This is a genomic window from Rhodococcus sp. C-2, assembly GCF_027854095.1.
Classification (GTDB): domain Bacteria; phylum Actinomycetota; class Actinomycetes; order Mycobacteriales; family Mycobacteriaceae; genus Rhodococcus_F; species Rhodococcus_F qingshengii.
Window position 1 is genome coordinate 401,065 of record NZ_JAQGFI010000006.1, and the last position, 22,475, is coordinate 423,539.

Below are 22,475 nucleotides of genomic sequence, written 5' to 3' on the forward strand. Positions count from 1 at the left end.
CAATGACGGGACGCTTGTCCGCAATTGCGGAAACAGTCCGCGATCTGGGCATTCCACTGCCCGGACGCCGACTCGACTACGACGTCGCCGGGAAGGTCGTACTGATCACCGGTGGAGGCGACGGTATCGGTGCAGCGCTGGCGCGCACTCTCCACCGGCGTGGGGCCACCGTGGCACTGGTCGACGTCAACGAGAGTTCATTGGCAACGGCCGAGCGCTCATTCGAGTCACAGCGAGTCGTGACGGTGACGGCCGATGTCCGAGATCGGGACGGTATGAAAGCGGCCGCGCGCACGATCGTCGAGCAGCTGGGCAGAATCGACGTCGTGGTGGCCAACGCCGGAATCACCCCTCCCCCGGCAACATTGCGCCAGATCGATCCCGACGCCTTCGATCGTGTGCTCGACGTCAATCTCACCGGCGTCTTCAACACCGTGCATCCGACCATCGACGAGGTGATCCGCAACAGTGGGCACATCGTCGTCGTGTCATCGGCGGCGTCGTTCGCCCCCGGTTTGGGCGGCGCTTCGTACATGATCAGCAAGGCTGGGGTCGAAGCGCTCGGCCGGGCGCTGCGTCTCGAGGTTGCCGGCTACGGCGCTACTGCCGGCATCGCGTACTTCGGGATGGTGGATACACAACTTGCACGCGCAACACTCGACGACGACGAGATCGGGCGCAAACTCGACGCTCGACTACCTGGTCCCCTCCGTCATCGAATCTCCCCGGACCGTGCCGCCACCGTGATCGCCGACGCGATCGCGCGCCGCGCCGCCCGGACCCTTGCCCCCGCTGCCTGGGAACCCTGGGCGTGGGGACGCGGATTCATCAATGTCCTTGCCGACGGTTACCTGGCAAAAGACAAACAGGCACACGACCTGATCCGCGAACTCGAAGACAGAACCACCGCTGCGGCCCCGACGAATGCATCAGCCCTGCCAAAGGCATCCAGGAGAACATCATGACTACGTTGTGTGCAGCCTTCCAGCGAGTGTCGGCGGTAGCGCCCGACGCGGTGGCTTTGCGAGACATCGGCGATGCGCGAACACTGACGTGGCGCGCGTACGGCGAACAGGTTCGCGATGTTGCCGCGGGATTGGCCGGAATCGGCGTGGGACATGGCGATACGGTTGCATTGATGATGAGTAACCGCATCGAGTTCTACCCGATCGACGTCGGCGCCCAACACCTCGGCGCGACGTCCTTCTCCATCTACAACACGTCGGCACCCGAAGCCATCCAGTACATCCTCGCCAATTCCGGTGCGCGAGTGCTCGTCTGCGAGGCCCAGTACGTGGATACCGTTCGCCGATCCGGTGCCACACTCGACACGATCGTGGTCGTCGACGCGCAACCGTCTGCCCAGCAGTCCGGCACCCTGACGCTGGAGCAGATGAAGTCCTCTGCTGCCGCCGATTTCGATTTCGAGAGCACCTGGCGTGCGGTGAAACCGAACGACGTCGCCACGTTGATCTACACCTCAGGCACGACCGGCAACCCCAAGGGCGTCGAGACGACTCATGCCTGTCTGTTGTTCGAAACCACCGCCGTCAGTGCTGTACTCCCCGTCGAGTTCGGTGACCGCATCACCTCGTACATGCCGTCGGCGCACATCGCCGATCGGCTCACCTGCCTGTACATGCAAATGGTGTTCGGCACCCAGATCACTGTCGTGCCGGATCCGAGCCAGGTAGCGGCTGCGCTTCCGGACTGTCGCCCCACGATCTGGGGCAGCGTCCCCCGTGTGTGGGAAAAGCTGAAGGTTGCAGTCGAATCGGCCGTCGCCAACGAACCGGACGACGCGCGGCGAGCGGCATTGCAGTGGGCACTCGACGTCGGTCGCACTCGGCTCGCACACTTGCGAGCCGGTGAAACAGTCCCCGCCGAACTGGAAGCGGACTACGCCCGAGCCGATGCAATGGTCCTCTCCGCTCTGCGTGCGAAACTCGGTTTTGCCGAACTGAAGTGGGCCATCTCTGGCGCCGCACCGATTCCGCCGGACACCTTGGCATTCTTTGCAGCCCTGGGAGTTCCGATCTCGGAGATCTGGGGAATGTCCGAGCTGACATGCATTGCGAGCACCGCACCGGCCGAGCCGACCAAGCTGGGAACGGTCGGAAAGTTGCTTCCAGGCATGGAAATGCGCATCGAGGCGGACGGTGAGCTACTGGTTCGAGGACCGTTGGTCATGAAGGGGTACCGCGGCGAACCGGCAAAAACGGCCGAAGCGATCAGTGCAGACGGTTGGCTTTCGACCGGAGACATCGTCACGGCCGACGCAGACGGATACCTCACGGTGATCGATCGCAAGAAGGAGCTGATCATCAATGCGTCGGGAAAGAACATGTCCCCCGCTGCCATCGAGACCGCAGTGAAGACGTCGTCGTCGTTGATCGGTGAGGTCGTGGCAGTCGGAGACGGCCGAAAGTTCAACACAGCGTTGATCACTCTCAGCGCCGACGCCGCGGTCGGAGCGGCACGCTCACTGGGACTTGCGGCCGAGGCCGCGGTACTCGCCAAGGACGCTCGGATCGTCGACATCGTTGCAACTGCTGTCGCCGAGGGAAACTCGCGTCTGTCGAGGGCCGAGCAGATCAAGCGGTTTCACGTACTCACCACGTTCTGGGAGCCAGGCGGCGACGAGCTGACACCGACGATGAAGCTCAGGCGCAAGCCGATAGCCGAGAAGTACGCGTCCGAAATTGCAGCCCTCTATGCGGATTCGGTCGTAGAGGACGTCTACGAGCCTGCGCCCTGCGCATAGATCAGCGTCTCGGTGGCCTTGACCACAAACGTAGCGGCCGATCCCGGAACCAGATCGAGCTCGGCCGCTGCGCTCGCCGTGATGTCGGCAGACAAGCCCGGCTGGCCGGCTTCGTCCTCGGCTCGGACTCGGACGACATCGCCTCGGTTTTCGATCTCCGCGATCGTGACCGCAAACGCGTTTCGTGGGCTCCCGTGAGGCGGATCCAGGTAGACCGACACTGCTCGCGGCTCGAAGACTGCCACGGCGGCACTGCCGGCCGGTAGGTCGGTCTCCGTCTGGCCCGCGATATCCACCCCGACCGGACTTCTGAGCATTCCGTCTCCGGCCATCGTGCCGCTGCGCAAGTTGATCCCTGCGATGCGTGCTGCAAATGCACTACGCGGGCGAGTCAGAACTGTTCGTACGTCACCACGTTCGACGACCCGGCCGCCGTCCAGCACGACAACGGTGTCGGCAAGGGCCAGCGCATCCAGAGCGTCGTGCGTGACGAGCACGGCCGTGCGATCTCCTGTTCGGAGCACTCTACGCAGCAACGACCGCAATGCCGGGGCGGAGGCGACGTCGAGCGCAGACATCGGTTCGTCGAGCAGGAGTAGTTCGGGTTCAGCAGCCAATGCCCTCGCCACTGCGACTCGTTGCGCTTGACCGCCGGAGAGCTGTGACGGCTTGCGGTCAGCCAATTCGGCGGCGTCGACTGCGTCGAGCCAGTGGCGCGCGGAATCGGCGGAATCGCGACGCGACCGCCCTGCACTGCGCGGCGCGAACGCCACGTTCGCGGCCGCACTGAGGTGGGGAAAGAGAAGTGCCTCTTGCGCGAGTAGAACAGTGCCGCGCCGATGCGGCGCCAACGCGACTCCCCTACCGGTATCGGTGAGAACGCGAGAATTCAGTTCGATCAACCCACGCCGCGGGTGATGTAGTCCGGCAACCGCCGCCAGTACCGTCGACTTGCCTGCGCCGTTCGGTCCGAGGACAGCGGTCACCTCACCGGCCGCGACGTCGAACGTCGCAACGACGTCGCGCTCCGGAATCTCGATGTCGACGTGGAGGCCACTCACAACGAACCCGCCGATCCGCGTCCACGCACCGCAACCACGATGACCACCGCGACTACGACCAACACCAGCGAAAGCGCTACCGCTGCATCCGGATCGGTCTCACGCTGGAGATAGATTTCCAACGGCAGGGTACGCGTGACCCCTTGCAGACTTCCCGCGAACGTCAGCGTTGCACCGAACTCCCCCAGTGCGCGAGCGAAAGCCAGCACTGCCCCTGACACCAGACCGGGAAGCACCAGCGGCAAAGTCACCCGGCGAAGCACGGTGGTCGGGCGGGCTCCGAGCGTCGAGGCTACGGCCTCGTATCGTGTGCCCGCAGTGCGTAGCGCACCTTCGAGGCTGACGACGAGGAACGGTAGCGCGACAAACGTCTGCGCCAGGACCACCGCGGTTGTCGAGAATGCTATCTGGATGCCGAGCACTTCCAACTGCTCACCGATCAACCCTTTGCGCCCGAACGTGTACAGCAACGCGATACCGCCCACCACTGGCGGCAGAACCAGCGGGAGCAGAATCAAGGATCGAAGAACGGACAGTCCCCGAAAATGACTGCGCGCCAACACCGCGGCCATCGGTACCCCGAACAGGATGCACAGCAGCGTGCTCATTGCCGCTGTCTTCAAACTCAGTTTCAACGCGGCAACCGACGATTCGGAAGTCACGAGTTCCCAGAACTGCGACCACTGCACGGTGGCCAGCATCGCCGCCAAGGGCGCGATGACAAACGCTCCGCCGATCAGCGCCGGAAGGTAAATCCATACCGGCAACCCGAGCGGAGCCCGGACCGCCGGTCTTAGGTGTGTCACGGGGCAGCGAATCCCGCGTCACTCAGAACTGCCAGGCCCTTGGGCCCCTTCACGAGATCGACGAATTTGGTTGCCGTTCCCGAATTCTTCGAATCCTTCAGCACCGCAATCTGGTACAGGTTGACCACCGTGGTGGCTTCCGGGAACGCGACGGTCTGAACCTTGTCACCAGCGGACTTCGCGTCGGTGACGTAAACGATGCCGGCATCGGCCTGCCCGGACGTCACCTTGTTGAGAACGTCGGTCACCGACGATTCTTCGCTGACGGGCGAGAGGGTCTCGCCTGTGGCCGTCTCGACCTTCTTCGTAGCCGCGCCACAAGGGACCTGCGGAGCGCAGATCACCAGTTGCGTCCCCTCCTTTGCCAGATCGGCGAACGACGCGATTCCCTTCGGATTGCCCGGCGGCACAACAATCGTCAAGGTGTTGCTCGCGAGGTCCGAGGGCGACCCCGCGACGACGCCGGCGTCGGTGGCCTTGGTCATGTTGGCGGCGTCAGCCGAGGCGAACACGTCAGCCGGTGCGCCCTGAGTGATCTGAGCGACGAGGTCCGAGGACCCGGCAAAGCTGAAAGTGACCGATGAACCGGGGTTCTCGGACTCGAATTCCTTGCCGAGTTCGGTGAAGCTGTTCTTGAGTGACGCCGCCGCGAAGACGGTGATACTTCCCGTGGCACTCTCACTCGAAGTGGTTGTGGTCGGAGCGGCCGACGACGTCTCCGACGAAGAATTGTCGGAGGAACTACAACCGGTCACCAGGGCAAGCGAAAAGGCACCTGCTGCAACAAGTCCGACTACACGCTTCACGAATTTCCTCCAGTATGTTCAAAAACTACGGCGTTTCCACGATGACCGTGGTGGCCTTCACGATTGCGACTCCGATACTCCCGACCTCGAGTCCGAGCTCCCGAACCGCGTCGGTACTCATCAACGAGACGACAGTGAAGGGCCCACACTGCATTTCGACCTGAGCCATCACCTTGTCGGTGACGACCTTGGTGACGAGGCCGGCGAACCGGTTGCGGGCCGAACTCGCACCCGTGAGCGGATCGGCCGGTGCGGGTCCGGCGTTGGACCGGGCGAAGCCCGCCAACTCGGCACCGTCGATGACCTTGCGGCCGGAGTCGTCCGTCGTCGCGGTGAGAAGCCCACCGTCGACCCACCGCCGGACGGTGTCGTCACTGACACCGAGCAGGCCGGCAGCTTCGCGGATTCGAATGTTGGGCACCAGGTGATCGTAGGTCGCAAGTGCGGACCTAACAAGCCGAAATGCTCCGCAGATGCGTGAACTAGTCAATCATGATCACGTATCTGCGGAGCATTGTCGATAGTTGCCGTAGACGAATCAGCGCATCATTCTTCTGCCCAGGGCACACGGCAGGAGTCGGTGCTGAACCCCTGCTCGGTAATCCCCAACGCCGAATACATCCGGGCGCGCATGTTTTCGAGCCCGATCTGATAGGTCAGTTCCACGACGCCCGCTCGCCCGAACCTGCGCTCGAGATCCGCGACCTGTTCGTCCGTCACCCCGTTCTCCCCATGGGGGTCACCGGTCATGGCGTCGGCGTAGGCGATCGCGGCCCGCTCGTCTTCGCTGTACTTCGATGAATCCCGGTAGTTCGCGATCTCTTTCAACTTGTCGATGTCCAAACCGTCCAAGCGCGAGAGCATCGTCCCGAAGTCGACACACCACGAGCAGCCGACAGTCCAGGCGACGCGATAGACGGCCAGTTCACGAATGTTCGACGGCAGCACCTTCGACGCCTTCTGCACAGCCATTTCGTGGCGGGCAGCCGCTACGAACAATTTCCGATGGTTGGCCAGGACGGCAAAGGGCTCGGGGACTTCGTCGTACTGCCTGGCGGCGAATTTGTATGCCACTTTGATCAACGGACTGGCTTCTGACGGTGTCACTGCGGGAATGCGAGTCATGGCAAGCCTCCGTATGTTCTGGGGCACCGGATTCGATGCTCTCTACAGAGTTGGACGATGGCGGCGATTCAAACGTGACAAGCACCGCGTCCGAGCGGATGTGAGGATGCGGTGTCAGCCGACTAAGCTGCAAAGATGCCTTCGACGCCCCGCAACCGCACCGTCTCGCGTCTGCAGCCGTTCGCATCCACGATCTTCGCCGAGATGACAGCGTTGGCCACACTTCACGACGCGGTCAACCTCGGTCAGGGCTTTCCGGATACCGACGGCCCTGCTGCCATGCTCGAGGTAGCGCGCCGAGCCATCGCCGAGGGCGTCAATCAATACCCGCCCGGTCCGGGCATGCCCGTCTTGCGTCAGGCCATCGCGGAGGATCGGCGCATCCGCTACGGACTCGACAGTGATCCCGACTCCGAAGTTCTGGTCACCGTCGGCGCCACCGAGGCGATCAGTGCTGCGATTCTCGGACTGGTCGAGCCCGGCGAAGAAGTAGTGCTGATCGAGCCGTACTACGACTCCTACGCTGCATCCGTCGCGTTGGCAGGCGCTGTACGTCGCACAGTTCCGTTGGTAACCGCGGGAGACGGATTTGCGGTCGATCTCGATGCATTGCGCGGCGCGATCACCGCCAAGACGAAGATGCTGATCGTCAACAGTCCTCACAACCCCACCGGCACCGTATTCACCGATCACGAACTTCGAGCGATCGCCGAACTCGCGTGCGAACGCGACCTGATCGTGTTGAGCGACGAGGTCTACGAGCACTTGGTCTTCGACGGCCTCACCCACACACCGATGGCGTCGCTCCCGGGCATGCGTGAGCGCACCGTCACGGTGTCCAGTGCCGCAAAGACTTTCAATGTCACCGGCTGGAAAACCGGCTGGGCGATCGGCCCGCGCGAACTCATCGACGGAGTCCGTGCCGCCAAGCAGTTCATGTCATTTGTTGCCGGTGCACCGTTCCAACCGGCCGTTGCCTACGCGCTCACCAACGAACAGCCGTGGGTCGTCGAACTTCGACAGAGCTTGCAAGGCAAACGCGACGTGCTCGGTAAAGCTCTGACCGAGGCCGGTTTCACGGTGCATTCCGGTGGCGGCACGTACTTCCTCCTTGCCGACATCAGACCGTTGGGCGAAACCGATGCGGGAGATTTCTGCCGCGCACTGCCCGAGCGGATCGGCGTCGCGGCCGTTCCGGTCGACGTGTTCGCGGACAACCGCGACGATTGGAAGCACCTGGTGCGCTTCGCCTTCTGCAAGCAGGACCACATTCTGTCCGAAGCTGCACGCCGTCTCCACCTGCTCCAAGGAGCAGCGCACCCATGACAGCGCGGACCATCCCGACCGCATTCGTCCACCGCTATCTCGCGTTCTCGCCGGACAACGACGTCGATTTGTCGGGTGCACTGCGCGCTGCCGGGATCGACCTCGAGACACTGTCCGACCCGCGCGCCCGGCTGACCCCGACTCAGGTCACCACGTTCATCCAATCCACGTGGCAGATCACCGACGACGAATTGTTCGGCCTCGGATCCGCCCCGGTCCCCCGTGGCACTTTCCGATTGATCTGCCTGACGTTGATCCATTGCCCTGATCTCGGATCGGCCTTCGCTCGAATGTCCGACGTGATCCGTGCGCTACCGGCTCTGGCCCCACTGTCGATCGAAAAGGGCGAGGAAAGCACTCGGGTGAGTTTCGCTGTCCGAGTTCGCGAAGGCGTCGCCGAACCTGATGTCGCAGAACGTGTCACAACCGATTTCGTCCTGATCTTGCTGCACCGATTTTCCGCATGGTTGATCGGAAAGCGCGTCCGACTTCGGGCGGTCGAATTTCCGTACTCGGCACCGGATGCACGGTTGGCGCAGGACTACGACTACATCTTCGGAGCGCCGGTCACCTTCGGCGCGAAGCGCGCGGCACTGGAATTCGACAACTCGGCCATGCGTGCACCGATCATCCAAACCGAGGAGACGTTGGAGGAGTACCTCCGAGAATCTCCGATTCAGCTCATGTCCGAACGCGATTACGACAGCACTGCGTCGGCGCAGGTGCGACGGGTCCTGGAACTCGGGGTGAAGGGGCGAACCTCCACGGCCGAGGAGATCGCGGAGATGCTCTCGATCAGCGTTCCCCATCTGCGTCGACTGCTGCGGCGTGACGGAACATCACTGAATCAACTGCGAGAGGAAGTGCTCCGCGACGTAGCCATCGCTGGTTTGCGGCGCGGAGAATCCGTCGAAGTACTCTCGGCGCGATTGGGGTTCTCCGAGCCCAGCGCCTTCCGTCGGGCCTTCAAACGATGGACCGGCGACACTCCGAGTTCGTACCGCTAGCTGACGCAGAACTCGTTTCCTTCGGGATCGGTCATCGTGATCCACACGCTCGGCCCCTGCGCTCCCCGGTGCAGGATCGTCGCCCCCACCGTCTCGAGGTGCGCTGCGACATCCTCGCGCTTGTCGCCCACTCGTATGTCGAAATGGAGCCGGTTCTTCACCGTCTTCGATTCCGGAACCAGTTGGAACAGAACGCGGGGACGTTCGGGATGCTCCGGATCGCTGATGGCCGCACCTTCGCGCCAGACGAGGACTCCCTCGAATGTCGTGGTGTCGGATTCCTTGGCGTGACCAGCGGCGACGAGGCCCCTGATGAAGTCTTCGTCGCTGGGCTCCGCTGCCCACCCGAGTGCTGCGGCCCACCACTTCGCCTGTTCGTGCGGATGTGCCGAATCTACTGTGACTTGAAATTCGTATCCCATGTTCCGACGTTAACGCCGACCACCGACACCTAGTGAAGGTTCAGCCGAGCCCGGGCATCAGTCGACACTCTTGATGGTCTTCATGGTGATCAACGATGTCACCCGCGAGACAGCCGGAAGCCCGCTGAGCTTGGTGACCATGAAGTTCTCGTACGTCGCGAGATCTTTCACCGCGACGCGAATGAAGTAGTCGGGAATTCCGAACAATCTCCGACATTCGATCACTTCGTCGAAGGCGGCGACCTGGGATTCGAAGTCCTCGATGGTGGCCTGGTCGTTGACTCCGATCTCGGCGGTGACGATCACCTGAAATCCTCGACCGAGCGCTTCCTGACTGACGATCGCCCGGTACCCGGTGATGATTCCGTCGGCTTCGAGCTTCTTCACCCGACGCAGGCAAGGTGAGGGTGTCAGACCCACCAGATCCGCCAACTCGGTGTTGGTCAAACTCGAGTCCTGGCGTAGGTGAAACAAAATTGCGTCATCCATGGCATCCATCGCACTATTATTGCGCACTGTTCAATATGTGGGCATTCTGAGCAATCGATCACCTCGATCTTTGTTATAGATTTGCGTCGTGATCGAACCAGCATCGTCGACGGCCGCACCGGCCGTCGAACTCCCACCGCGAACCCCGGCGTGGCGGCACGCCTTCCAGCTGTCGCTACCGGTTGGATTCGGCCTGCTCCCACTCGGGATCGCACTTGGCGTTCTTGTGGTCCAACAAGGGCTCAGCCCTTGGTGGGCAGTCGCTTTCACCTCGCTGATCTACGCAGGATCGCTGGAGTTTCTCGCGGTCGGAATGGTCGCGGCCATGACACCGCTGCCGTACGTCGCTCTGACCGCACTACTAGTCAACTTTCGACATGTGTTCTACGCCTTGAGTTTTCCGCTGGAAAAGATTCGCAACCCCTTCGCCCGCTTCTACAGCATGTTCGCGCTGACCGACGAGGCCTATGCGATGTCGGTAACTGCCGATCCCAAGGCACTCACCGGACGCGTCATCGTCTACTCCCAGCTGTACCTGCACGGCTACTGGATCGGTGGCGCGATCCTGGGCGCGACGGCAGGACAGTGGATTCCGGACTCGATCGTCGGCCTCGACTTCGCCCTGACGGCGTTGTTCGTCGTCCTCTCGATCGAAGCGATTCGCGCACAAAACGGATTCGCGGTGCCGGTCGCCGCGGTCACCTGCGCTCTGGTCGCCCGGCTCGCAGCGCCGGACCACATGCTGCCAATTGCGATGGGCGCCTTCGTGCTCTTCCTGATCGGGCGCTTTGTCTACGACTCACGAAAGGCGAAGATCGATGCCTGACACCTCGTACATCTTTGCGGCGGTCGCAGTCATGGCCGTGGTCACCTTCGCGCTGCGCGCAATCCCCTTCGCCGCGCTCATGCCGCTGCGCTCCTCCGCCCTGGTCGGCTACCTCGGCATCTACATGCCGGCAGGCGTCATGTTGATCCTCGTGATGTATTCACTCAAAGGGGTGTCGATCACCGCCCCTTCTCACGGCCTACCCGAACTGATTGCAGTGTGCGCCACGATCGCCGCGCACCTCTGGCGAAAGAATGCCGTCCTGAGCATCGTCGTCGGAACGACGATCTACGTCGCGCTGGTCAATACCGTGTTCGCCTGAGCATTTCCCATCCGGGAGCAAAGCAGTTTTACCCCCGGATGGGTGATTTGTAACCTCCAGGCGCTTATCTGAACAGTTGAACACTTATACGATTTCAGTAGCGTGGCCGCCGGCCGCGACTGAAGGATCGGTGAGGTTCGATGTCCACGACAATGACCACGACGGGCACTCGAATCGCCGGTGCTTGGCACAGTCTGGATCGAGGCCAGCGTCGAAGCATCATCGGAATGACCGTCACCGTCGTTGCACTCAACGTCGTCGGGTGGGCAGTTCTTCTCGGTCTGGTTGTCCCCGGCCACTACACGATCGAAGGCAGTGTCTTCGGCATCGGACTCGGTGTCACGGCGTACACGCTCGGCATGCGCCATGCTTTCGACGCCGATCACATCGCCGCCATCGACAACACCACTCGGAAGTTGTTGGCGGACGGCAAGAAACCGATGTCCGTCGGTTTCTGGTTTTCGCTCGGACACTCGACCATCGTCTTCGTACTCGTCGCCCTCTTGGCTTTGGGTGTGCGGCAACTGGCCACCAGCCTTTCCGACGACAACTCCGATCTGGAGAAGTGGACCGGCTTGTTCGGCACCACCATTTCCGGCACGTTCCTGATTTTGATCGGAATCTTGAACCTTGTCTCTCTCATCGGGATTCATCGGGTGTACACGAAGTACAAGGCCGGAACCTTCGACGAGGAACAACTCGAGAAGGAACTCGACAGCCGTGGCGCCCTGAACAAGATTCTGGGCCCGGTGATGAAGATGGTTCGCAAGCCCTGGCACATGTACCCGGTCGGCCTACTGTTCGGATTGGGATTCGACACCGTCACCGAAGTCGGGCTGTTGGTGATCGCCGGCGGCGCGGCGGCGACAGGGCTCCCGTGGTATTCGATCCTCGTTCTGCCGATCCTCTTCTGCGCCGGGATGTCGCTTTTCGACTCGATCGACGGATCGTTCATGAACTTCGCCTACGGTTGGGCATTTGCTCAGCCGGTCCGAAAGATCTACTACAACATGGTGATCACCGGACTCTCGGTGGCAGTGGCACTGCTGATCGGGACCCAGGAAATCATCTCGATCTTCACCGACAAACTCGACATCCACGACGGGATTCTCGGCGCCATCGGGAACTTGAATCTCGGCGCGATGGGCTTCATCATCGTCGGACTCTTTGTTGTCACCTGGCTGATCGCCCTCCTCGTGTGGCGGTACGGCCGCATCGAAGAACGGTGGCAGGCACAATCCGTTGCCGCCGCACCTCGATCGACCGCTGAATAGTTTGGCAATCCGAGTCTTCTACGCACATTCAGTGCGTTTCCCACATTTATGAAAAGACGCATCCCGCGGAGTTGGCGAGATGCAATAGTGGAGTTCGAACGGGGTCAGCCCCGGCTAGGAGAAAACGGTGCGGATACGTCATGCGGTAGTGGGTGTGGCAATCACGGGACTTGTTCTTGCAGTGGCAGGCTGCGGTAGCGGCGACGGCGAAGCTGCCGAAGGACCAGGGATCGCCGTGGCGGCGGAAACCAAGCAAGTTCCCGACTGGGTGACCGTGCATCGACCTGGCCTCATCGACACCAGCATTTCCCCGTTCGACGTGCCTGCATGGCCAGGGCCGCACCCCTCCGAATTCCTCGAGCCCAACCCGCCGTCGGGCGAGAGAGGTGAGATCGCCGGCGACCAAGCTGCGGCAACGTACGCGGCCTCGCTCGACAACCCCGATGCACTATGGAATGTCGGTGGCACGGTGCAGTGGCTGGTTGTCGATCCGCTTCGGTGAATACGCGAGCAGGGCCGTAGAGCACCGTGGCCCGGCGTCATTGCTGGGCGTCACGCACAAGCAGCGCGGCTTGCACGCGGTTTGTGGTCTGCAACGCGGCCAAGATACGACTGACGTGAGCTTTGACCGTGCTCTCCCGCATACCGAGTTCCTGCGCAATCTCTGCGTTGGTATCTCCGCGAGCGAGGAGGTCGAGGACGTCCCGTTCGCGGGGCGTCAAAGACTCGATGCGTTGGCGGGCATTTGTTGCCGCCTTCGTATCGGTGCGGTGGTAGCGGTCGATAAGTCGCCTGGCGGCGTTGGGGTGCAAGATGGCCGATCCCACAGCCACGGTGTGGACCGCGCGCACTATTTCGCCGGGAGCAGCGTCTTTGAGCAGGAACCCATCGGCGCCCGCAGCCACTGCTTCGTAGACGTATTCGTCGAGATCGAAGGTGGTCAGAGTGATAATTTTCGGCGGATGCGGCAGAGCGCGGAGCCTTGAGATCGCCGCGATGCCGTCCATTCTCGGCATACGGATATCGACCAACGCAACGTCGATCCGGTGAGCGGTAGCCTTCTCGATTGCTTCGATGCCATCGGATGCTTGCGCAGCGACCTCAATGTCGGGGTCGTCGACAAGTAAGTCCGTGAGGCCGAGTCGAACAAGTGCGTCGTCGTCGACGATCATTACGCGGATCATTTTTCCTGCCAATCTTGTTCGACCGGATGGGGGTGTGGAATTCGAGCTGAGACTCGCCACCCGCCTTCGTCGATGGGGCCCGCTTCGAATTCACCTCCCAGCGCGAGCACTCGCTCACGGAGTCCGACCAATCCGTAGCCGGAGGGGGCTGCATCCGAGGATGCCGACCCGAGCGTGTTGTCGACCGACACGGTAGTCACAGGTGGTCCGTAGGCGAGGCGGACGGTTACCGAACCTCCTACCGCATGTTTACGCGCATTGGTCAGCGACTCCAAGACGATGCGCTGTACAGCGAGCTGAAGGGCGACAGGGGCGTCAGCTGAGGTGCCATCGACTACGAGCGTGACATCTTGCCCGGCCGCGTGTGCTTGTTCGGTCAGGTCGTCGACATCTACGAGAACCGGTCGAGTCGGCAGATCTTCAGGGGATTCGTGAAGGGCCCCGAGAAGGTCTCGCAGATCGGACAATGCTTGCGTGGATGCGTTGCGTAACAGAGTAAGTCGATCACCGATCGGAGCGGGGAGGGTCGCCGATTTGGCCTCGAGAACACCGGAGTGCAGAGCGATGATGCTCAGACGATGCGCGAGAACGTCGTGCATCTCCGCTGCGATCCGGGCCCGTTCCTTGGCGCGCGCCCGGTCCTCCCCCAGACTCCGTTCGTGCTTGAGACGCGCGACTTCGTCGTTGAGCACTGCGATCCTTTTCCGGCGGTGTCCGACCCACATTCCCGCCAGCATCGGCAACGCGAGAATGATGATCATCGCGGATATCTCGATTGCCTGTGGAGTGGCCTGAGCAGGCGCGAATGCTGTCACCGCGATCGCGATTGCACTGAAGAGCAGGGCGATGTTCGTGCGCCGCTGGACTGTTAGATCGAACAGGACCAACGCCAGCAGCGGCAGAAGAACCCAGCCGAAAATGCCGGTTGCAGCCGTAATCACCACTGGGGCGACGTACCAGGGGACTCTCTGCCAAGCGATCAAGGCTCCGGCAACTGCCGCGACGACGATCCCGGGAGCCCGATATCCGCTGTCGAGAGATGACGCACAGTTCTGGATAGCGGTCGCGGTGAACACCGCGACGATGACGAGACGCCCCGTTGCACGGACGGTCGAGTTCTCAGCCCAAGTCATGCCAATGACAGTAGTTGTCACAGCTCCCGATTGATCCCGACGATGGGAGCCCACGACCCCCGACTTTCGTCGGGGTATACCGTCGTCGATCGGCCGATTCTCCTGCTCACCGATATTCGTAGCGTCGAATCCGTGAATGACAAACCCCGCTCCACTCGATCTGTCCGCCCCGGAGTCAATTCTTCCGCCATGTTCCTACGCGAGGCGTTCGACAGTTTCCGTGACGTCGGCGCCGTCGCTCCGAGCAGCATCTCACTCGCCCGGGCGATGACTGCACCGGTTACCCGATTCGACGGTCCGCGCACTGTCCTCGAGGTCGGAGCAGGGACGGGCCCCATCACAACGGCGCTGCTCGACCGGCTCTCGCCGACCGACAGACTCGATGTCGTCGAAACGAATCCGCGCTTCGCAGCTCGATTGCGCGAGCTCACTCGTGACGCCCATAGATTCGGCGGGCCGCGCACGCATGTCCACGAATCACGAATTGAATTGATAAAAAATGACATTCGCTACGACGCGATCGTTTCCGGACTACCGTTCACCAATTTTGCGCCAAGCACGGTGAGGGACATTCTCACGCGCTACGACGAACTTCTCACAGGTGGAGGGTGTTTGACGTACTTCGCCTACCGGGGCACTCGTCGACTGCGTTCGGTGACCGCTTCGCGGGAATCAGTGCGTCGCCACCGCCAGGTCGAGGAGCTTCTCACCGAATACCGACAACGATTCACCGTGGACTGCAAGACAATCTGGGCGAACCTTCCGCCCGCCCTGGTGTGGGAACTGTCTCGTGAAGTCCTACCGAACCCCGCCCCGTCTGATCCTCAGGTGAACGCGTGATCGATCTGGTTGGGCTGCTGGGACATGTACCCGCTTATGGTGCCTACGCGCTGGTCGGCACTGCGGTCCTGGCCGAGTCCGTTCTTCTTGTCGGCGCTCTTGTCCCCACGTTCACACTTCTGGTGACAGGTGGCGCAATGGCCCGGTACGGGCACGTCAATCTGGCGGTTCTCATCGCAATCGCCGCCATAGCAGTCGTGGTCGGTGACTTCCTCGCCCACCGCACCGGGCGCTCGCTTCACCGGCGTCCCTTCAGCGAGAGGCTCTTTCGCCGCGTCCCCACTCGGTTACTGCGACGAGCCGAGGCACTGATCCTTCGACACGGCGGCCCTGCTGTGTTGGCAAGTCGATTCATCCCGGTCGTGCGAACACTGACTCCCCACCTCGTCGGGATGTCTGATCTGTCGTACCGCAAGATGGCTCCGTACAGCACGGTCGGTGCCCTCGTGTGGGCGACAGCCGAGACAACCCTCGGGTACATGACCGCCGCATCCCTCCATCAGATCACGACGTTCGGGGCCCCATTTCTTGTCGCAATTGCCGCACTGACGGCCGCTGCGGTGGTCGGAGCAAGATGGGTGATCCTTCGCAGCAGATCGAGAGCGCGGGTGTTACCTGGTTGGTCCCGTGCGCACTCTTGCGGAAGCACCTTCTGCGAGCGCTCGGCGCAGGCTGGGCGCCACCGCATGCAGGAGGACATCGATCATTCGGATCGCAGACGACGTGATGTGAGTTCAGTCCCGCGACAACGCTGCACAGAATTCGCCGGGTTGATCGACATGCAACCGCAACCCATCGATCAGAGTGGAGCTAGATCCCTTCGACAGCCGTTTCGGGAGCGTGACCGAGACGGGTCGGTCGAACCCGACGTCCACGGCAGTGCCGTCGGGCCCCGGTAGAACCAGGCAGTCGTCGACAATCGCGTTTGCGGTCTCACCGAATCTTCGGACCATGCTCACCCGCGAAATCCGTGATCGGTCCACCTCGACACGAACGCCCGTGCCGCAACGAAACACCACCGTTCGAGCGGACACGAGATGTGGGTGCACGACGCGTCCGGCAAGCCAACCGCCAATCGCAATCAGCGACAACACCGTTGCAACGAGCAGCATGACGCGAAGCCACTGCCACGGCACCAGGAAGTGAATCGCCACGGCCTCGATCACACTCGCCGCGACAAATGCCACCGGTATCGACATGGTTCCCTTCGCGTATCCGAAAGTCGCTGTATCACTGGAACCTCCGTCTCTCCTGCCCGTCGAGAGCAACCACAGTGATCGGATCACGCCGTACCGCCTGACATGAGACGTGTTGCGACGCGCGCGACCACTTCACGTTGCGCTGGATCAGGCACCAGATCCGCGATCGCGACCGAAAAGCCGACACCTGCAGAGTCTCCGTCTGCGTACACATCGCCGAGCACCCCGTCCAGTGATTCCTCCAGTTCGTCCGACAAGTACGCGATCTCGTCTGCAACCTCGGCTACCTCGCGCCCAGCCAGAGCGGCGAAACGACGGTACAGATCGACAATTCTCTTCCGGTCGCCCTCGTCGGACAGCAATCGCGCAGCCGTGGAGAACAGTTCGTGTGGCGCTGCTCCCGAGATCGCCACCAATTCCCACATGTCGCGTTCACGCTCGAACAGACGCCGAACCGAATCCGTCGGGGACGACGCGATCAACTCGTCGAACGCAGACAGCAACTCCACCGGAAGCGGCGAGACCACCCGGCCGGCGCCTCGCGCCGAGAGCATTTCCTGGAGGCGCACTCGCTGGTCTGCGAGGACTCGTTGTTTCCGGTCTATCTCCGCGATCAAGGAGGAAAGATCTTCGGCGAAGTCGTCCGGTTCTCGTGCATCGATCGGCGTCGGTTCGATCATCGCGGCAATGGATCCGAGTGGAATGCCGGCGGCGGTGAGCCAACGAATGCGCATCAGCCTGACCAGATCGGGAAGTTCGTAAGTTCTGTAACCGTTGGACAGTCGTCTCGGCTCGGCCAGCAACCCCAGTCGGTGATAGTGCCGAACGGTCCGCGGAGTGGTGCCTGCCGCACTGGCCACGTCGCTGATTCGCATACGAACAGCATTAACTATGACGCTACGTCATAGTCAAGGCCCGGCATGTCGGGCCTTGAGGCATAAGGTCCTGTTCTTCCTGTGAGGAGTTTCGCAGACGAATTTCGCGGGTATTGATCACTTGCGGCGGCGATTTCCAGAGCGAGGGGTCAGCCGCGCAAGGTCTGCCCCCGGCTGTCACTCGCCGGGTGGCGGGCCGCCAAAACCAGCGGGCCGCCGAAAACAATCTGTGCCAGGCGATGATTTCGATGCAAACGACACGACTCGACACCATCCTGATTCTGATCGTCGGGACGGCAATCGGACTGAGCGTCTGGCTGGCCACGCAGGAACCATTCGCGTCGATCGGACTCGGAATCGCAACGGTAGTGATCTGCTGGATCTCTTGCTCGATGATCCACGGCTTCCCACACCGATCGACGAAGGACATGCGTCCGCGCGAGAACCAGGATCGCGAGTCACCGAAACGGCGCTGACGTCGCGTAGGGATGAGGCCAACCGTGGAGGCCCGGACACAGCGAAGTGAGTGGTTCACCTACCGCAGGTGAACCACTCACTTCGGTCAGAGGATCACACCTCGTCAGGTCGCCAGGTCGCGACGGCCCAGATCACAGCGACGTCGAGGGCGATGATCACGATCGACCACAGCGGGTAGTACGGCATCCACAGGAAATTCGCCACGATCGAAAGTGCCGCGATGACGAATGCCATCCCGCGGGCCCACGCCATGCCGACGAACAATCCCAGCGACACCGCGATGCCGATGATTCCGAGCACGATGTGGATCCAACCCCATGTCGTGACATCGAATTCGAAGGTGTAATTGACTCCGACGATCAGCAGATCGTTGTCCGCGAGAGCCGCGATGCCCTGCAGCAACGCGACGATTCCCGCGACGAAGAGCAGGCATGCTGCCGCCACCGTGGTCCCGATGGCAAAGCCTTGTCGGACAGGATGGTTCGCATGAGATTGGTGCGGAGCAGTCATGACATCCCCTTCTTCGGCGAAATAGCGTGAGAACAGTATTCAAAGGTTCACGCCGCCGGACATCACCCAGCAAGGATGAACAGCCGTCCAGCACTGCAATCAAATTTCATGGGAACATATGTTCGATTTCGGTGTACGGTGGAGTCTATGACCGCCACGATGCAACCGTCTCTGTTCGACAACGGTGACCTGGGCGTCTCTTTGGGCGATCTCGAGGGCACGGTGCAGAGACGTATCCTCACCGCCGGCGCATGGGTCGACCATCGCCCGGCCTGGCTGACCGGATCGGAGGCCGTGTTCGACAATCTGGAAGCTACGGTGCCGTGGCGTTCCGAACGGCGTCAGATGTACGACCGCGTTGTCGACGTCCCTCGTCTGGTGTGTTTCTACGCAGAGAATCAACCACTGCCGGACGCACTTCTCACCGAAGCCAAAGACGCGCTGAGCAGTCACTACTTCGACGAACTCGGCGAACCATTCGCCACGTCGGGTCTCTGTTTCTATCGCGACGGTTCCGACAGCGTTGCCTGGCACGGGGACGATACGGGACGAAGTCGCACCGAGGACACGATGGTGGCCATCCTGTCTCTCGGTGCGGCTCGCCCGCTCCTATTGCGCCCTCGTGGGGGCGGCGAATCCATCCGCTTCAATCTCGGACACGGAGATCTACTCGTCATGGGCGGATCCTGCCAACGCACGTGGGAACACTGTGTCCCGAAGAGTGCGCGGGCCCTCGGGCCGAGAATCAGCGTTCAATTCCGCACTCGCGGAGTTAGATAGCGTCGCGGAGTTCGTCTCGCAGCGCCTTCCGATTGAGCTTGCCGACGGCCGTCTTCGGTATGGATTCTGCGAAAACAACCCGACGCGGCTTCTTGTACGACGCCAGTCGCTCGCCGACGTGCGCGACCAATGATGCTTGCAGTACGTCGTTTTCGACGGTCCCGTCCTCGAGCACCACCACAGCCGTGACCGCCTCCACCCACTTGGCGTCGGCGGTACCCACCACGGCGACCTCACGGACAGACGGATGCGTCAGGAGTGCATCCTCGACTTCACGGGGGTAGACGTTGTATCCGCCGCTGATGATCATGTCCGAAGCTCGGTCCTTCAAGAACAAGAATCCTTCGGCGTCGAACTGACCGATGTCACGGGTGTGAACCCAGCCGTCTTCGGTGAAGGTGTCCGCATTCAGTTCCGGTGCATTGAAGTATCCGGCGATCGCCGATGGCGAGCGGATCACGATTTCACCCGGTTCTCCCTGGGGCACTTCGTTTCCCTCGCCGTCGAGCAGCCTGATCTCGACGTCGATGGCCGGCTGACCACAGGACAGCAGGCGATCTTCCGTGTGATCTTCGGGCCGTAAGACTGCAATACACAGCGGTGCCTCGGTCTGCCCGTAGTACTGGAGAAAACGGTGTTGCCCCCACGCCTGCATTGCACGTTCGATGGTGGCCAGCGGCATCGGCGACGCACCGTAGATCACGGATTTCAGACTCGAGATGTCTGCGCTCGCAAAATCAGGGCGTTCGAGGAGCATCTGAATCATCGTCGGCACCAGATTGATTGCCGTAGCCCGATGCTCGGTTATCGAGTCCAAGAAGGTCGACGGGTCGAAACCGGGGAGGATGACGGTCTTACCGCCACGGAGCCAGAATGGAAGCACGAAGACACCGCTGGCGTGAATCAGTGATGCTGCGTGCAACATCGTGTCGTCCTGAGTCGCCGGAAGCAGATTGAGCAGAACATTGCGGCAGATTCCGGCGTAGCTGCGCTGAGTGTGCTGCGCGGCCTTCAGCGTTCCCGTGGTCCCGGAAGTGAACAGCGTCAGGATCACGTCGTCGGGATCTACCTCGACGTCCGGAGTGGCCGAAGACATGCCCTGTGCTCGATCCAACAGCGAAAGCTGCCCCTCCGCACCTGTTTCCAGCCCGACGAACGTCCGATCCGGGAACCTGGCGGACAGTTCAGCAGCTCGGCCGGCAAGGTCAGTACCGAAAACGACGTGCGAGGTGTCGGTGTCCTCGAGCATTCGTGCGTGCTCGTCGAGCGAGAGTCGCGAGTTGAGCGGAACCCTGTTGATGCCGGCTTTGACACACGCAAAATCGACAGGCACGCTGGCAAGAGAGTTGTTGACCAGCAACGCAACCCGTGCGCCACGCCCGATACCGAGCGCGATGAATGTATGCGCCAATCGGCTGCTGAGTTCGTCCACTTCCGTGAACGTCATCGATCGATCGCCGAAGACGACGGCTGTTCGCGGTCCGTGCTGTCGCGCACCACGGGCGATCAGATCTCGGGTTACGGGCATCATGGTTCAGTTTCCTCGTTCGAATTCGGGTTGTTCTCGAATCGGCCGTGCCGGCCGGCGCCCGCGGCGAACGCAGCAGCGCCGCGCACACCTTCGGCGATGACAATGGGATTTCCTGCGACACCCTCGGCGCGCAGTGCTTCGGCAAGTGGTAGATCAAAAGATCGGTAGGCCGATGCGCGATCCGCGAGCATGCAGAGTTGTGGGAAAGCGGACAACTGGTGCGCAAGCTCCTTGGCTACCTGGAGTGACTGCCCCACTGGAACAACACGATTGGCCAGTCCGAAGGCCAACGCCTCCGAAGCGTCGACCGGGCGACCGGTCAAGATCATGTCGAGCGCTCGCCCCTGCCCGACGATTCGCGGCAGTCGCACGGTCCCGCCGTCGATGAGAGGAACTCCCCAGCGCCGGCAGAAGACTCCGAACACGGAATCCTCCTCGCAGATCCTCAGGTCCGCGAGCAATGAAAGCTCGAGCCCTCCGGCCACTGCGTATCCACTGACGGCGGCGATCAATGGTTTGGACAACACCAACCGACTCGGCCCCATCGGGCCGGTGCCGCCGCCTTCCGGATGCAACTCGTGCACGCGCGCGGGGTCGGAGACTGCGGTCAAATCCGCACCGGCACAAAATGTGCCGCCCGCACCCCACAGAATTGCCACCTTCTGACTCTCGTCCGACTCGAATTCCAGGAAGGCATCACGCAACTGCGCCGCCATCGGCCCGTCCACCGCATTCTTGCGATCAGGGCGATTCATCACGATGACAGTGACGCCACCGTCACGCTCCACATAGACATCGCCACCTGGTCGATCGGAGTCGGTCACGATATTTCCTCACTGCTCGCGGATAAGGTTTCCCGGTACCCACCATGCCACTTGTAACAGAATTTGTCAGGAGTTGTTCAAAAGTTGTTACAAACTGATCGAGGAATGTCCGCAACCCGAGTTGTGCTGGACCTCGCAACAGCGAGCCCGGACACCGAGTTCAGCACCGCTGTGCTGACCCGGGCCGGCGAGATCGTCGGCGTCAGCGCATCAAGCATTCGCGTGGCAGCGGGCCGACTGTGCCGCGAGAACAAACTGCGTCGTACCGCTCGTGGAACGTACGTCCTCAACCCGGACGGCATCCCCACCTACAGCGAGGTCGAGGGGTGGCGAACTCGTACCGATCGCATACGCCCCTGGGACGGTACCTGGATCGCCGTCGAGCACTCGGGGCTCAAACGAAGCGACCGCACTGCCGCCCGCCGGCACGATCAAGCGCTGCGACTGGCGGGTTACGAGGAGTGGAAGCCCACACTCGCAGTCCGTCCGAACAATCTCCTCGGCGGCACGGACAGCGCCCGCCGCACTCTCCGCCGACTCGGCGCCGCCCCCGAATCGGCCGTCATGGAAATCGCTCACCTTGCCCCCGAGGATGATTCGACAATCCGCACACTCTGGAACTCGGAAGCACTGTTGGCCGACATCGCCGAGGCCCGTGAAGCACTCACACAGGCGCAAACACGCCTGGCGACAATCAGTCGCGAGGAGGCGGCCCGCGAATCACTTGCTCTGGGCAGCGCGGTGATCGCGGTCATCGTGCGCAATCCGCTCCTTCCGGAAGAACTCGAACCGACACAGCCACTGCGCGAACTGATCTCGCACATGCTCGAGTACCAGGACGCATCTCGCGAACTGTGGCAGTCACTGCTCCGGTTCTGATCGATTTCTCCCAGA

At 61.9% G+C, this 22,475-nt stretch carries 26 protein-coding genes; 13 read left to right on the forward strand and 13 right to left on the reverse strand.

Annotated features, from left to right (window positions below; all coding sequences use genetic code 11):
• The first annotated feature begins 2 nt into the window (after positions 1–2).
• Together PCS43_RS15790 and fadD11 are read left to right on the forward strand one after the other, a co-directional pair.
• Positions 3–965 (forward strand): SDR family oxidoreductase, encoded by a 963-nt coding sequence (locus PCS43_RS15790; protein ID WP_209909668.1) that lies wholly within the window; start codon positions 3–5, stop codon positions 963–965.
• The gene (fadD11, locus tag PCS43_RS15795; protein ID WP_063315895.1) at positions 962–2,764 is read left to right on the forward strand and encodes a fatty acid--CoA ligase FadD11; all 1,803 of its coding nucleotides are present in this window, start codon (positions 962–964) and stop codon (positions 2,762–2,764) included. The genes PCS43_RS15790 and fadD11 overlap by 4 nt, the downstream gene beginning before the upstream one ends.
• On the opposite strand, the gene PCS43_RS15800 is transcribed toward fadD11, so the two are convergent.
• From PCS43_RS15800 to PCS43_RS15820, 5 genes are all read right to left on the reverse strand, one after another.
• Positions 2,740–3,825 carry a sulfate/molybdate ABC transporter ATP-binding protein gene (locus PCS43_RS15800; protein WP_042921720.1) on the reverse strand — a complete coding sequence of 362 codons (1,086 nt, stop codon included), beginning with the start codon at positions 3,823–3,825 and terminating at the stop codon, positions 2,740–2,742. The two genes, fadD11 and PCS43_RS15800, sit on opposite strands and share 25 nt — an antisense overlap.
• Complete coding sequence (locus PCS43_RS15805; RefSeq protein WP_020970514.1) at positions 3,822–4,631, reverse strand: ABC transporter permease; 810 nt, start codon at positions 4,629–4,631, stop codon at positions 3,822–3,824. Before PCS43_RS15805 ends, PCS43_RS15800 begins: the two co-directional genes overlap by 4 nt.
• Positions 4,628–5,437: a molybdate ABC transporter substrate-binding protein gene (gene modA / locus PCS43_RS15810; RefSeq protein ID WP_209909671.1), complete on the reverse strand. Its 810-nt coding sequence runs from the start codon at positions 5,435–5,437 to the stop codon at positions 4,628–4,630. Before modA ends, PCS43_RS15805 begins: the two co-directional genes overlap by 4 nt.
• A gap of 25 nt (positions 5,438–5,462) precedes the next feature.
• Positions 5,463–5,858: a TOBE domain-containing protein gene (locus tag PCS43_RS15815; protein ID WP_003940157.1), complete on the reverse strand. Its 396-nt coding sequence runs from the start codon at positions 5,856–5,858 to the stop codon at positions 5,463–5,465.
• Between the two features lie 125 nt (positions 5,859–5,983).
• Positions 5,984–6,562 carry a carboxymuconolactone decarboxylase family protein gene (locus tag PCS43_RS15820; protein WP_007733549.1) on the reverse strand — a complete coding sequence of 193 codons (579 nt, stop codon included), beginning with the start codon at positions 6,560–6,562 and terminating at the stop codon, positions 5,984–5,986.
• 135 nt (positions 6,563–6,697) lie between these two features.
• Here PCS43_RS15820 and PCS43_RS15825 point away from each other — a divergent pair, with 135 nt between their 5' ends.
• Positions 6,698–7,888: a pyridoxal phosphate-dependent aminotransferase gene (locus tag PCS43_RS15825; protein ID WP_003939670.1), complete on the forward strand. Its 1,191-nt coding sequence runs from the start codon at positions 6,698–6,700 to the stop codon at positions 7,886–7,888.
• A complete protein-coding gene (locus PCS43_RS15830; RefSeq protein WP_073512657.1) occupies positions 7,885–8,895 on the forward strand; it encodes an AraC family transcriptional regulator in 1,011 nt (336 codons plus the stop codon). Before PCS43_RS15825 ends, PCS43_RS15830 begins: the two co-directional genes overlap by 4 nt.
• On the opposite strand, the gene PCS43_RS15835 is transcribed toward PCS43_RS15830, so the two are convergent.
• Together PCS43_RS15835 and PCS43_RS15840 are read right to left on the reverse strand one after the other, a co-directional pair.
• The gene (locus tag PCS43_RS15835; RefSeq protein WP_003940409.1) at positions 8,892–9,317 is read right to left on the reverse strand and encodes a VOC family protein; all 426 of its coding nucleotides are present in this window, start codon (positions 9,315–9,317) and stop codon (positions 8,892–8,894) included. The genes PCS43_RS15830 and PCS43_RS15835 overlap by 4 nt on opposite strands.
• Before the next feature lie 57 nt (positions 9,318–9,374).
• Positions 9,375–9,815, reverse strand: a complete 441-nt coding sequence (locus tag PCS43_RS15840; protein WP_020970517.1) for an Lrp/AsnC family transcriptional regulator — start codon at positions 9,813–9,815, stop codon at positions 9,375–9,377.
• Between the two features lie 79 nt (positions 9,816–9,894).
• Here PCS43_RS15840 and PCS43_RS15845 point away from each other — a divergent pair, with 79 nt between their 5' ends.
• From PCS43_RS15845 to PCS43_RS15860, 4 genes are all read left to right on the forward strand, one after another.
• Positions 9,895–10,632: an AzlC family ABC transporter permease gene (locus PCS43_RS15845; protein ID WP_003940360.1), complete on the forward strand. Its 738-nt coding sequence runs from the start codon at positions 9,895–9,897 to the stop codon at positions 10,630–10,632.
• Positions 10,625–10,954 carry a branched-chain amino acid transporter permease gene (locus tag PCS43_RS15850; RefSeq protein WP_003940007.1) on the forward strand — a complete coding sequence of 110 codons (330 nt, stop codon included), beginning with the start codon at positions 10,625–10,627 and terminating at the stop codon, positions 10,952–10,954. Before PCS43_RS15845 ends, PCS43_RS15850 begins: the two co-directional genes overlap by 8 nt.
• A gap of 140 nt (positions 10,955–11,094) precedes the next feature.
• Positions 11,095–12,228: a HoxN/HupN/NixA family nickel/cobalt transporter gene (locus PCS43_RS15855; protein ID WP_081377534.1), complete on the forward strand. Its 1,134-nt coding sequence runs from the start codon at positions 11,095–11,097 to the stop codon at positions 12,226–12,228.
• A 127-nt stretch (positions 12,229–12,355) separates the two neighbouring features.
• On the forward strand, positions 12,356–12,730 hold the full coding sequence (locus tag PCS43_RS15860; protein WP_073512656.1) for a hypothetical protein: 375 nt from the start codon (positions 12,356–12,358) through the stop codon (positions 12,728–12,730).
• Between the two features lie 37 nt (positions 12,731–12,767).
• Here the strand turns inward: PCS43_RS15860 and PCS43_RS15865 are convergent, their stop codons facing one another.
• Both PCS43_RS15865 and PCS43_RS15870 read right to left on the reverse strand, forming a co-directional pair.
• Complete coding sequence (locus PCS43_RS15865) at positions 12,768–13,412, reverse strand: response regulator (protein ID WP_073512655.1); 645 nt, start codon at positions 13,410–13,412, stop codon at positions 12,768–12,770.
• Positions 13,409–14,545 (reverse strand): sensor histidine kinase, encoded by a 1,137-nt coding sequence (locus PCS43_RS15870; protein WP_073512654.1) that lies wholly within the window; start codon positions 14,543–14,545, stop codon positions 13,409–13,411. The genes PCS43_RS15865 and PCS43_RS15870 overlap by 4 nt, the downstream gene beginning before the upstream one ends.
• A 132-nt stretch (positions 14,546–14,677) precedes the next feature.
• Here PCS43_RS15870 and PCS43_RS15875 point away from each other — a divergent pair, with 132 nt between their 5' ends.
• Both PCS43_RS15875 and PCS43_RS15880 read left to right on the forward strand, forming a co-directional pair.
• Positions 14,678–15,385, forward strand: coding sequence for a class I SAM-dependent methyltransferase (locus PCS43_RS15875; RefSeq protein ID WP_073512689.1), 708 nt, complete (start codon positions 14,678–14,680; stop codon positions 15,383–15,385).
• The gene (locus tag PCS43_RS15880) at positions 15,382–16,284 is read left to right on the forward strand and encodes a DedA family protein (protein ID WP_073512653.1); all 903 of its coding nucleotides are present in this window, start codon (positions 15,382–15,384) and stop codon (positions 16,282–16,284) included. The genes PCS43_RS15875 and PCS43_RS15880 overlap by 4 nt, the downstream gene beginning before the upstream one ends.
• A 383-nt stretch (positions 16,285–16,667) precedes the next feature.
• Here PCS43_RS15880 and PCS43_RS15885 read toward each other — a convergent pair whose 3' ends face one another.
• Positions 16,668–17,459: a MerR family transcriptional regulator gene (locus PCS43_RS15885; protein ID WP_073512651.1), complete on the reverse strand. Its 792-nt coding sequence runs from the start codon at positions 17,457–17,459 to the stop codon at positions 16,668–16,670.
• A 248-nt stretch (positions 17,460–17,707) separates the two neighbouring features.
• On the opposite strand from PCS43_RS15885, the gene PCS43_RS15890 reads away from it, so the two are divergent.
• Positions 17,708–17,935 carry a hypothetical protein gene (locus PCS43_RS15890; protein ID WP_020970523.1) on the forward strand — a complete coding sequence of 76 codons (228 nt, stop codon included), beginning with the start codon at positions 17,708–17,710 and terminating at the stop codon, positions 17,933–17,935.
• A 94-nt stretch (positions 17,936–18,029) separates the two neighbouring features.
• Here the strand turns inward: PCS43_RS15890 and PCS43_RS15895 are convergent, their stop codons facing one another.
• A complete protein-coding gene (locus PCS43_RS15895) occupies positions 18,030–18,446 on the reverse strand; it encodes a DUF7144 family membrane protein (RefSeq protein WP_007733561.1) in 417 nt (138 codons plus the stop codon).
• A 147-nt stretch (positions 18,447–18,593) separates the two neighbouring features.
• Here PCS43_RS15895 and PCS43_RS15900 point away from each other — a divergent pair, with 147 nt between their 5' ends.
• Entirely contained in the window at positions 18,594–19,226 is a 633-nt protein-coding gene (locus PCS43_RS15900) for an alpha-ketoglutarate-dependent dioxygenase AlkB (protein WP_007733562.1), read from the forward strand.
• Here PCS43_RS15900 and PCS43_RS15905 read toward each other — a convergent pair.
• Complete coding sequence (locus tag PCS43_RS15905) at positions 19,219–20,757, reverse strand: AMP-binding protein (RefSeq protein WP_058037803.1); 1,539 nt, start codon at positions 20,755–20,757, stop codon at positions 19,219–19,221. The two genes, PCS43_RS15900 and PCS43_RS15905, sit on opposite strands and share 8 nt — an antisense overlap.
• Positions 20,754–21,581 carry a crotonase/enoyl-CoA hydratase family protein gene (locus tag PCS43_RS15910; protein ID WP_003939849.1) on the reverse strand — a complete coding sequence of 276 codons (828 nt, stop codon included), beginning with the start codon at positions 21,579–21,581 and terminating at the stop codon, positions 20,754–20,756. The genes PCS43_RS15905 and PCS43_RS15910 overlap by 4 nt, the downstream gene beginning before the upstream one ends.
• A gap of 105 nt (positions 21,582–21,686) precedes the next feature.
• Between PCS43_RS15910 and PCS43_RS15915 the strand changes: the two genes are divergently transcribed.
• Positions 21,687–22,460, forward strand: coding sequence for a hypothetical protein (locus PCS43_RS15915; protein ID WP_064443837.1), 774 nt, complete (start codon positions 21,687–21,689; stop codon positions 22,458–22,460).
• The last annotated feature ends 15 nt before the right edge of the window (positions 22,461–22,475 follow it).

What these genes read in the sequence shown, in the direction of transcription:
- PCS43_RS15790 (WP_209909668.1), top strand. Translation starts at nt 3, where the DNA reads ATGACGGGACGCTTGTCCGCAATTGCGGAAACAGTCCGCGATCTGGGC.
- fadD11 (WP_063315895.1), top strand. Translation starts at nt 962, where the DNA reads ATGACTACGTTGTGTGCAGCCTTCCAGCGAGTGTCGGCGGTAGCGCCC.
- PCS43_RS15820 (WP_007733549.1), bottom strand. Translation starts at nt 6,562, where the DNA reads ATGACTCGCATTCCCGCAGTGACACCGTCAGAAGCCAGTCCGTTGATC.
- PCS43_RS15825 (WP_003939670.1), top strand. Translation starts at nt 6,698, where the DNA reads ATGCCTTCGACGCCCCGCAACCGCACCGTCTCGCGTCTGCAGCCGTTC.
- PCS43_RS15830 (WP_073512657.1), top strand. Translation starts at nt 7,885, where the DNA reads ATGACAGCGCGGACCATCCCGACCGCATTCGTCCACCGCTATCTCGCG.
- PCS43_RS15835 (WP_003940409.1), bottom strand. Translation starts at nt 9,317, where the DNA reads ATGGGATACGAATTTCAAGTCACAGTAGATTCGGCACATCCGCACGAA.
- PCS43_RS15840 (WP_020970517.1), bottom strand. Translation starts at nt 9,815, where the DNA reads ATGGATGCCATGGATGACGCAATTTTGTTTCACCTACGCCAGGACTCG.
- PCS43_RS15850 (WP_003940007.1), top strand. Translation starts at nt 10,625, where the DNA reads ATGCCTGACACCTCGTACATCTTTGCGGCGGTCGCAGTCATGGCCGTG.
- PCS43_RS15855 (WP_081377534.1), top strand. Translation starts at nt 11,095, where the DNA reads ATGTCCACGACAATGACCACGACGGGCACTCGAATCGCCGGTGCTTGG.
- PCS43_RS15865 (WP_073512655.1), bottom strand. Translation starts at nt 13,412, where the DNA reads ATGATCCGCGTAATGATCGTCGACGACGACGCACTTGTTCGACTCGGC.
- PCS43_RS15870 (WP_073512654.1), bottom strand. Translation starts at nt 14,545, where the DNA reads ATGACTTGGGCTGAGAACTCGACCGTCCGTGCAACGGGGCGTCTCGTC.
- PCS43_RS15885 (WP_073512651.1), bottom strand. Translation starts at nt 17,459, where the DNA reads ATGCGAATCAGCGACGTGGCCAGTGCGGCAGGCACCACTCCGCGGACC.
- PCS43_RS15890 (WP_020970523.1), top strand. Translation starts at nt 17,708, where the DNA reads ATGCAAACGACACGACTCGACACCATCCTGATTCTGATCGTCGGGACG.
- PCS43_RS15895 (WP_007733561.1), bottom strand. Translation starts at nt 18,446, where the DNA reads ATGACTGCTCCGCACCAATCTCATGCGAACCATCCTGTCCGACAAGGC.
- PCS43_RS15900 (WP_007733562.1), top strand. Translation starts at nt 18,594, where the DNA reads ATGACCGCCACGATGCAACCGTCTCTGTTCGACAACGGTGACCTGGGC.
- PCS43_RS15905 (WP_058037803.1), bottom strand. Translation starts at nt 20,757, where the DNA reads ATGATGCCCGTAACCCGAGATCTGATCGCCCGTGGTGCGCGACAGCAC.
- PCS43_RS15915 (WP_064443837.1), top strand. Translation starts at nt 21,687, where the DNA reads ATGTCCGCAACCCGAGTTGTGCTGGACCTCGCAACAGCGAGCCCGGAC.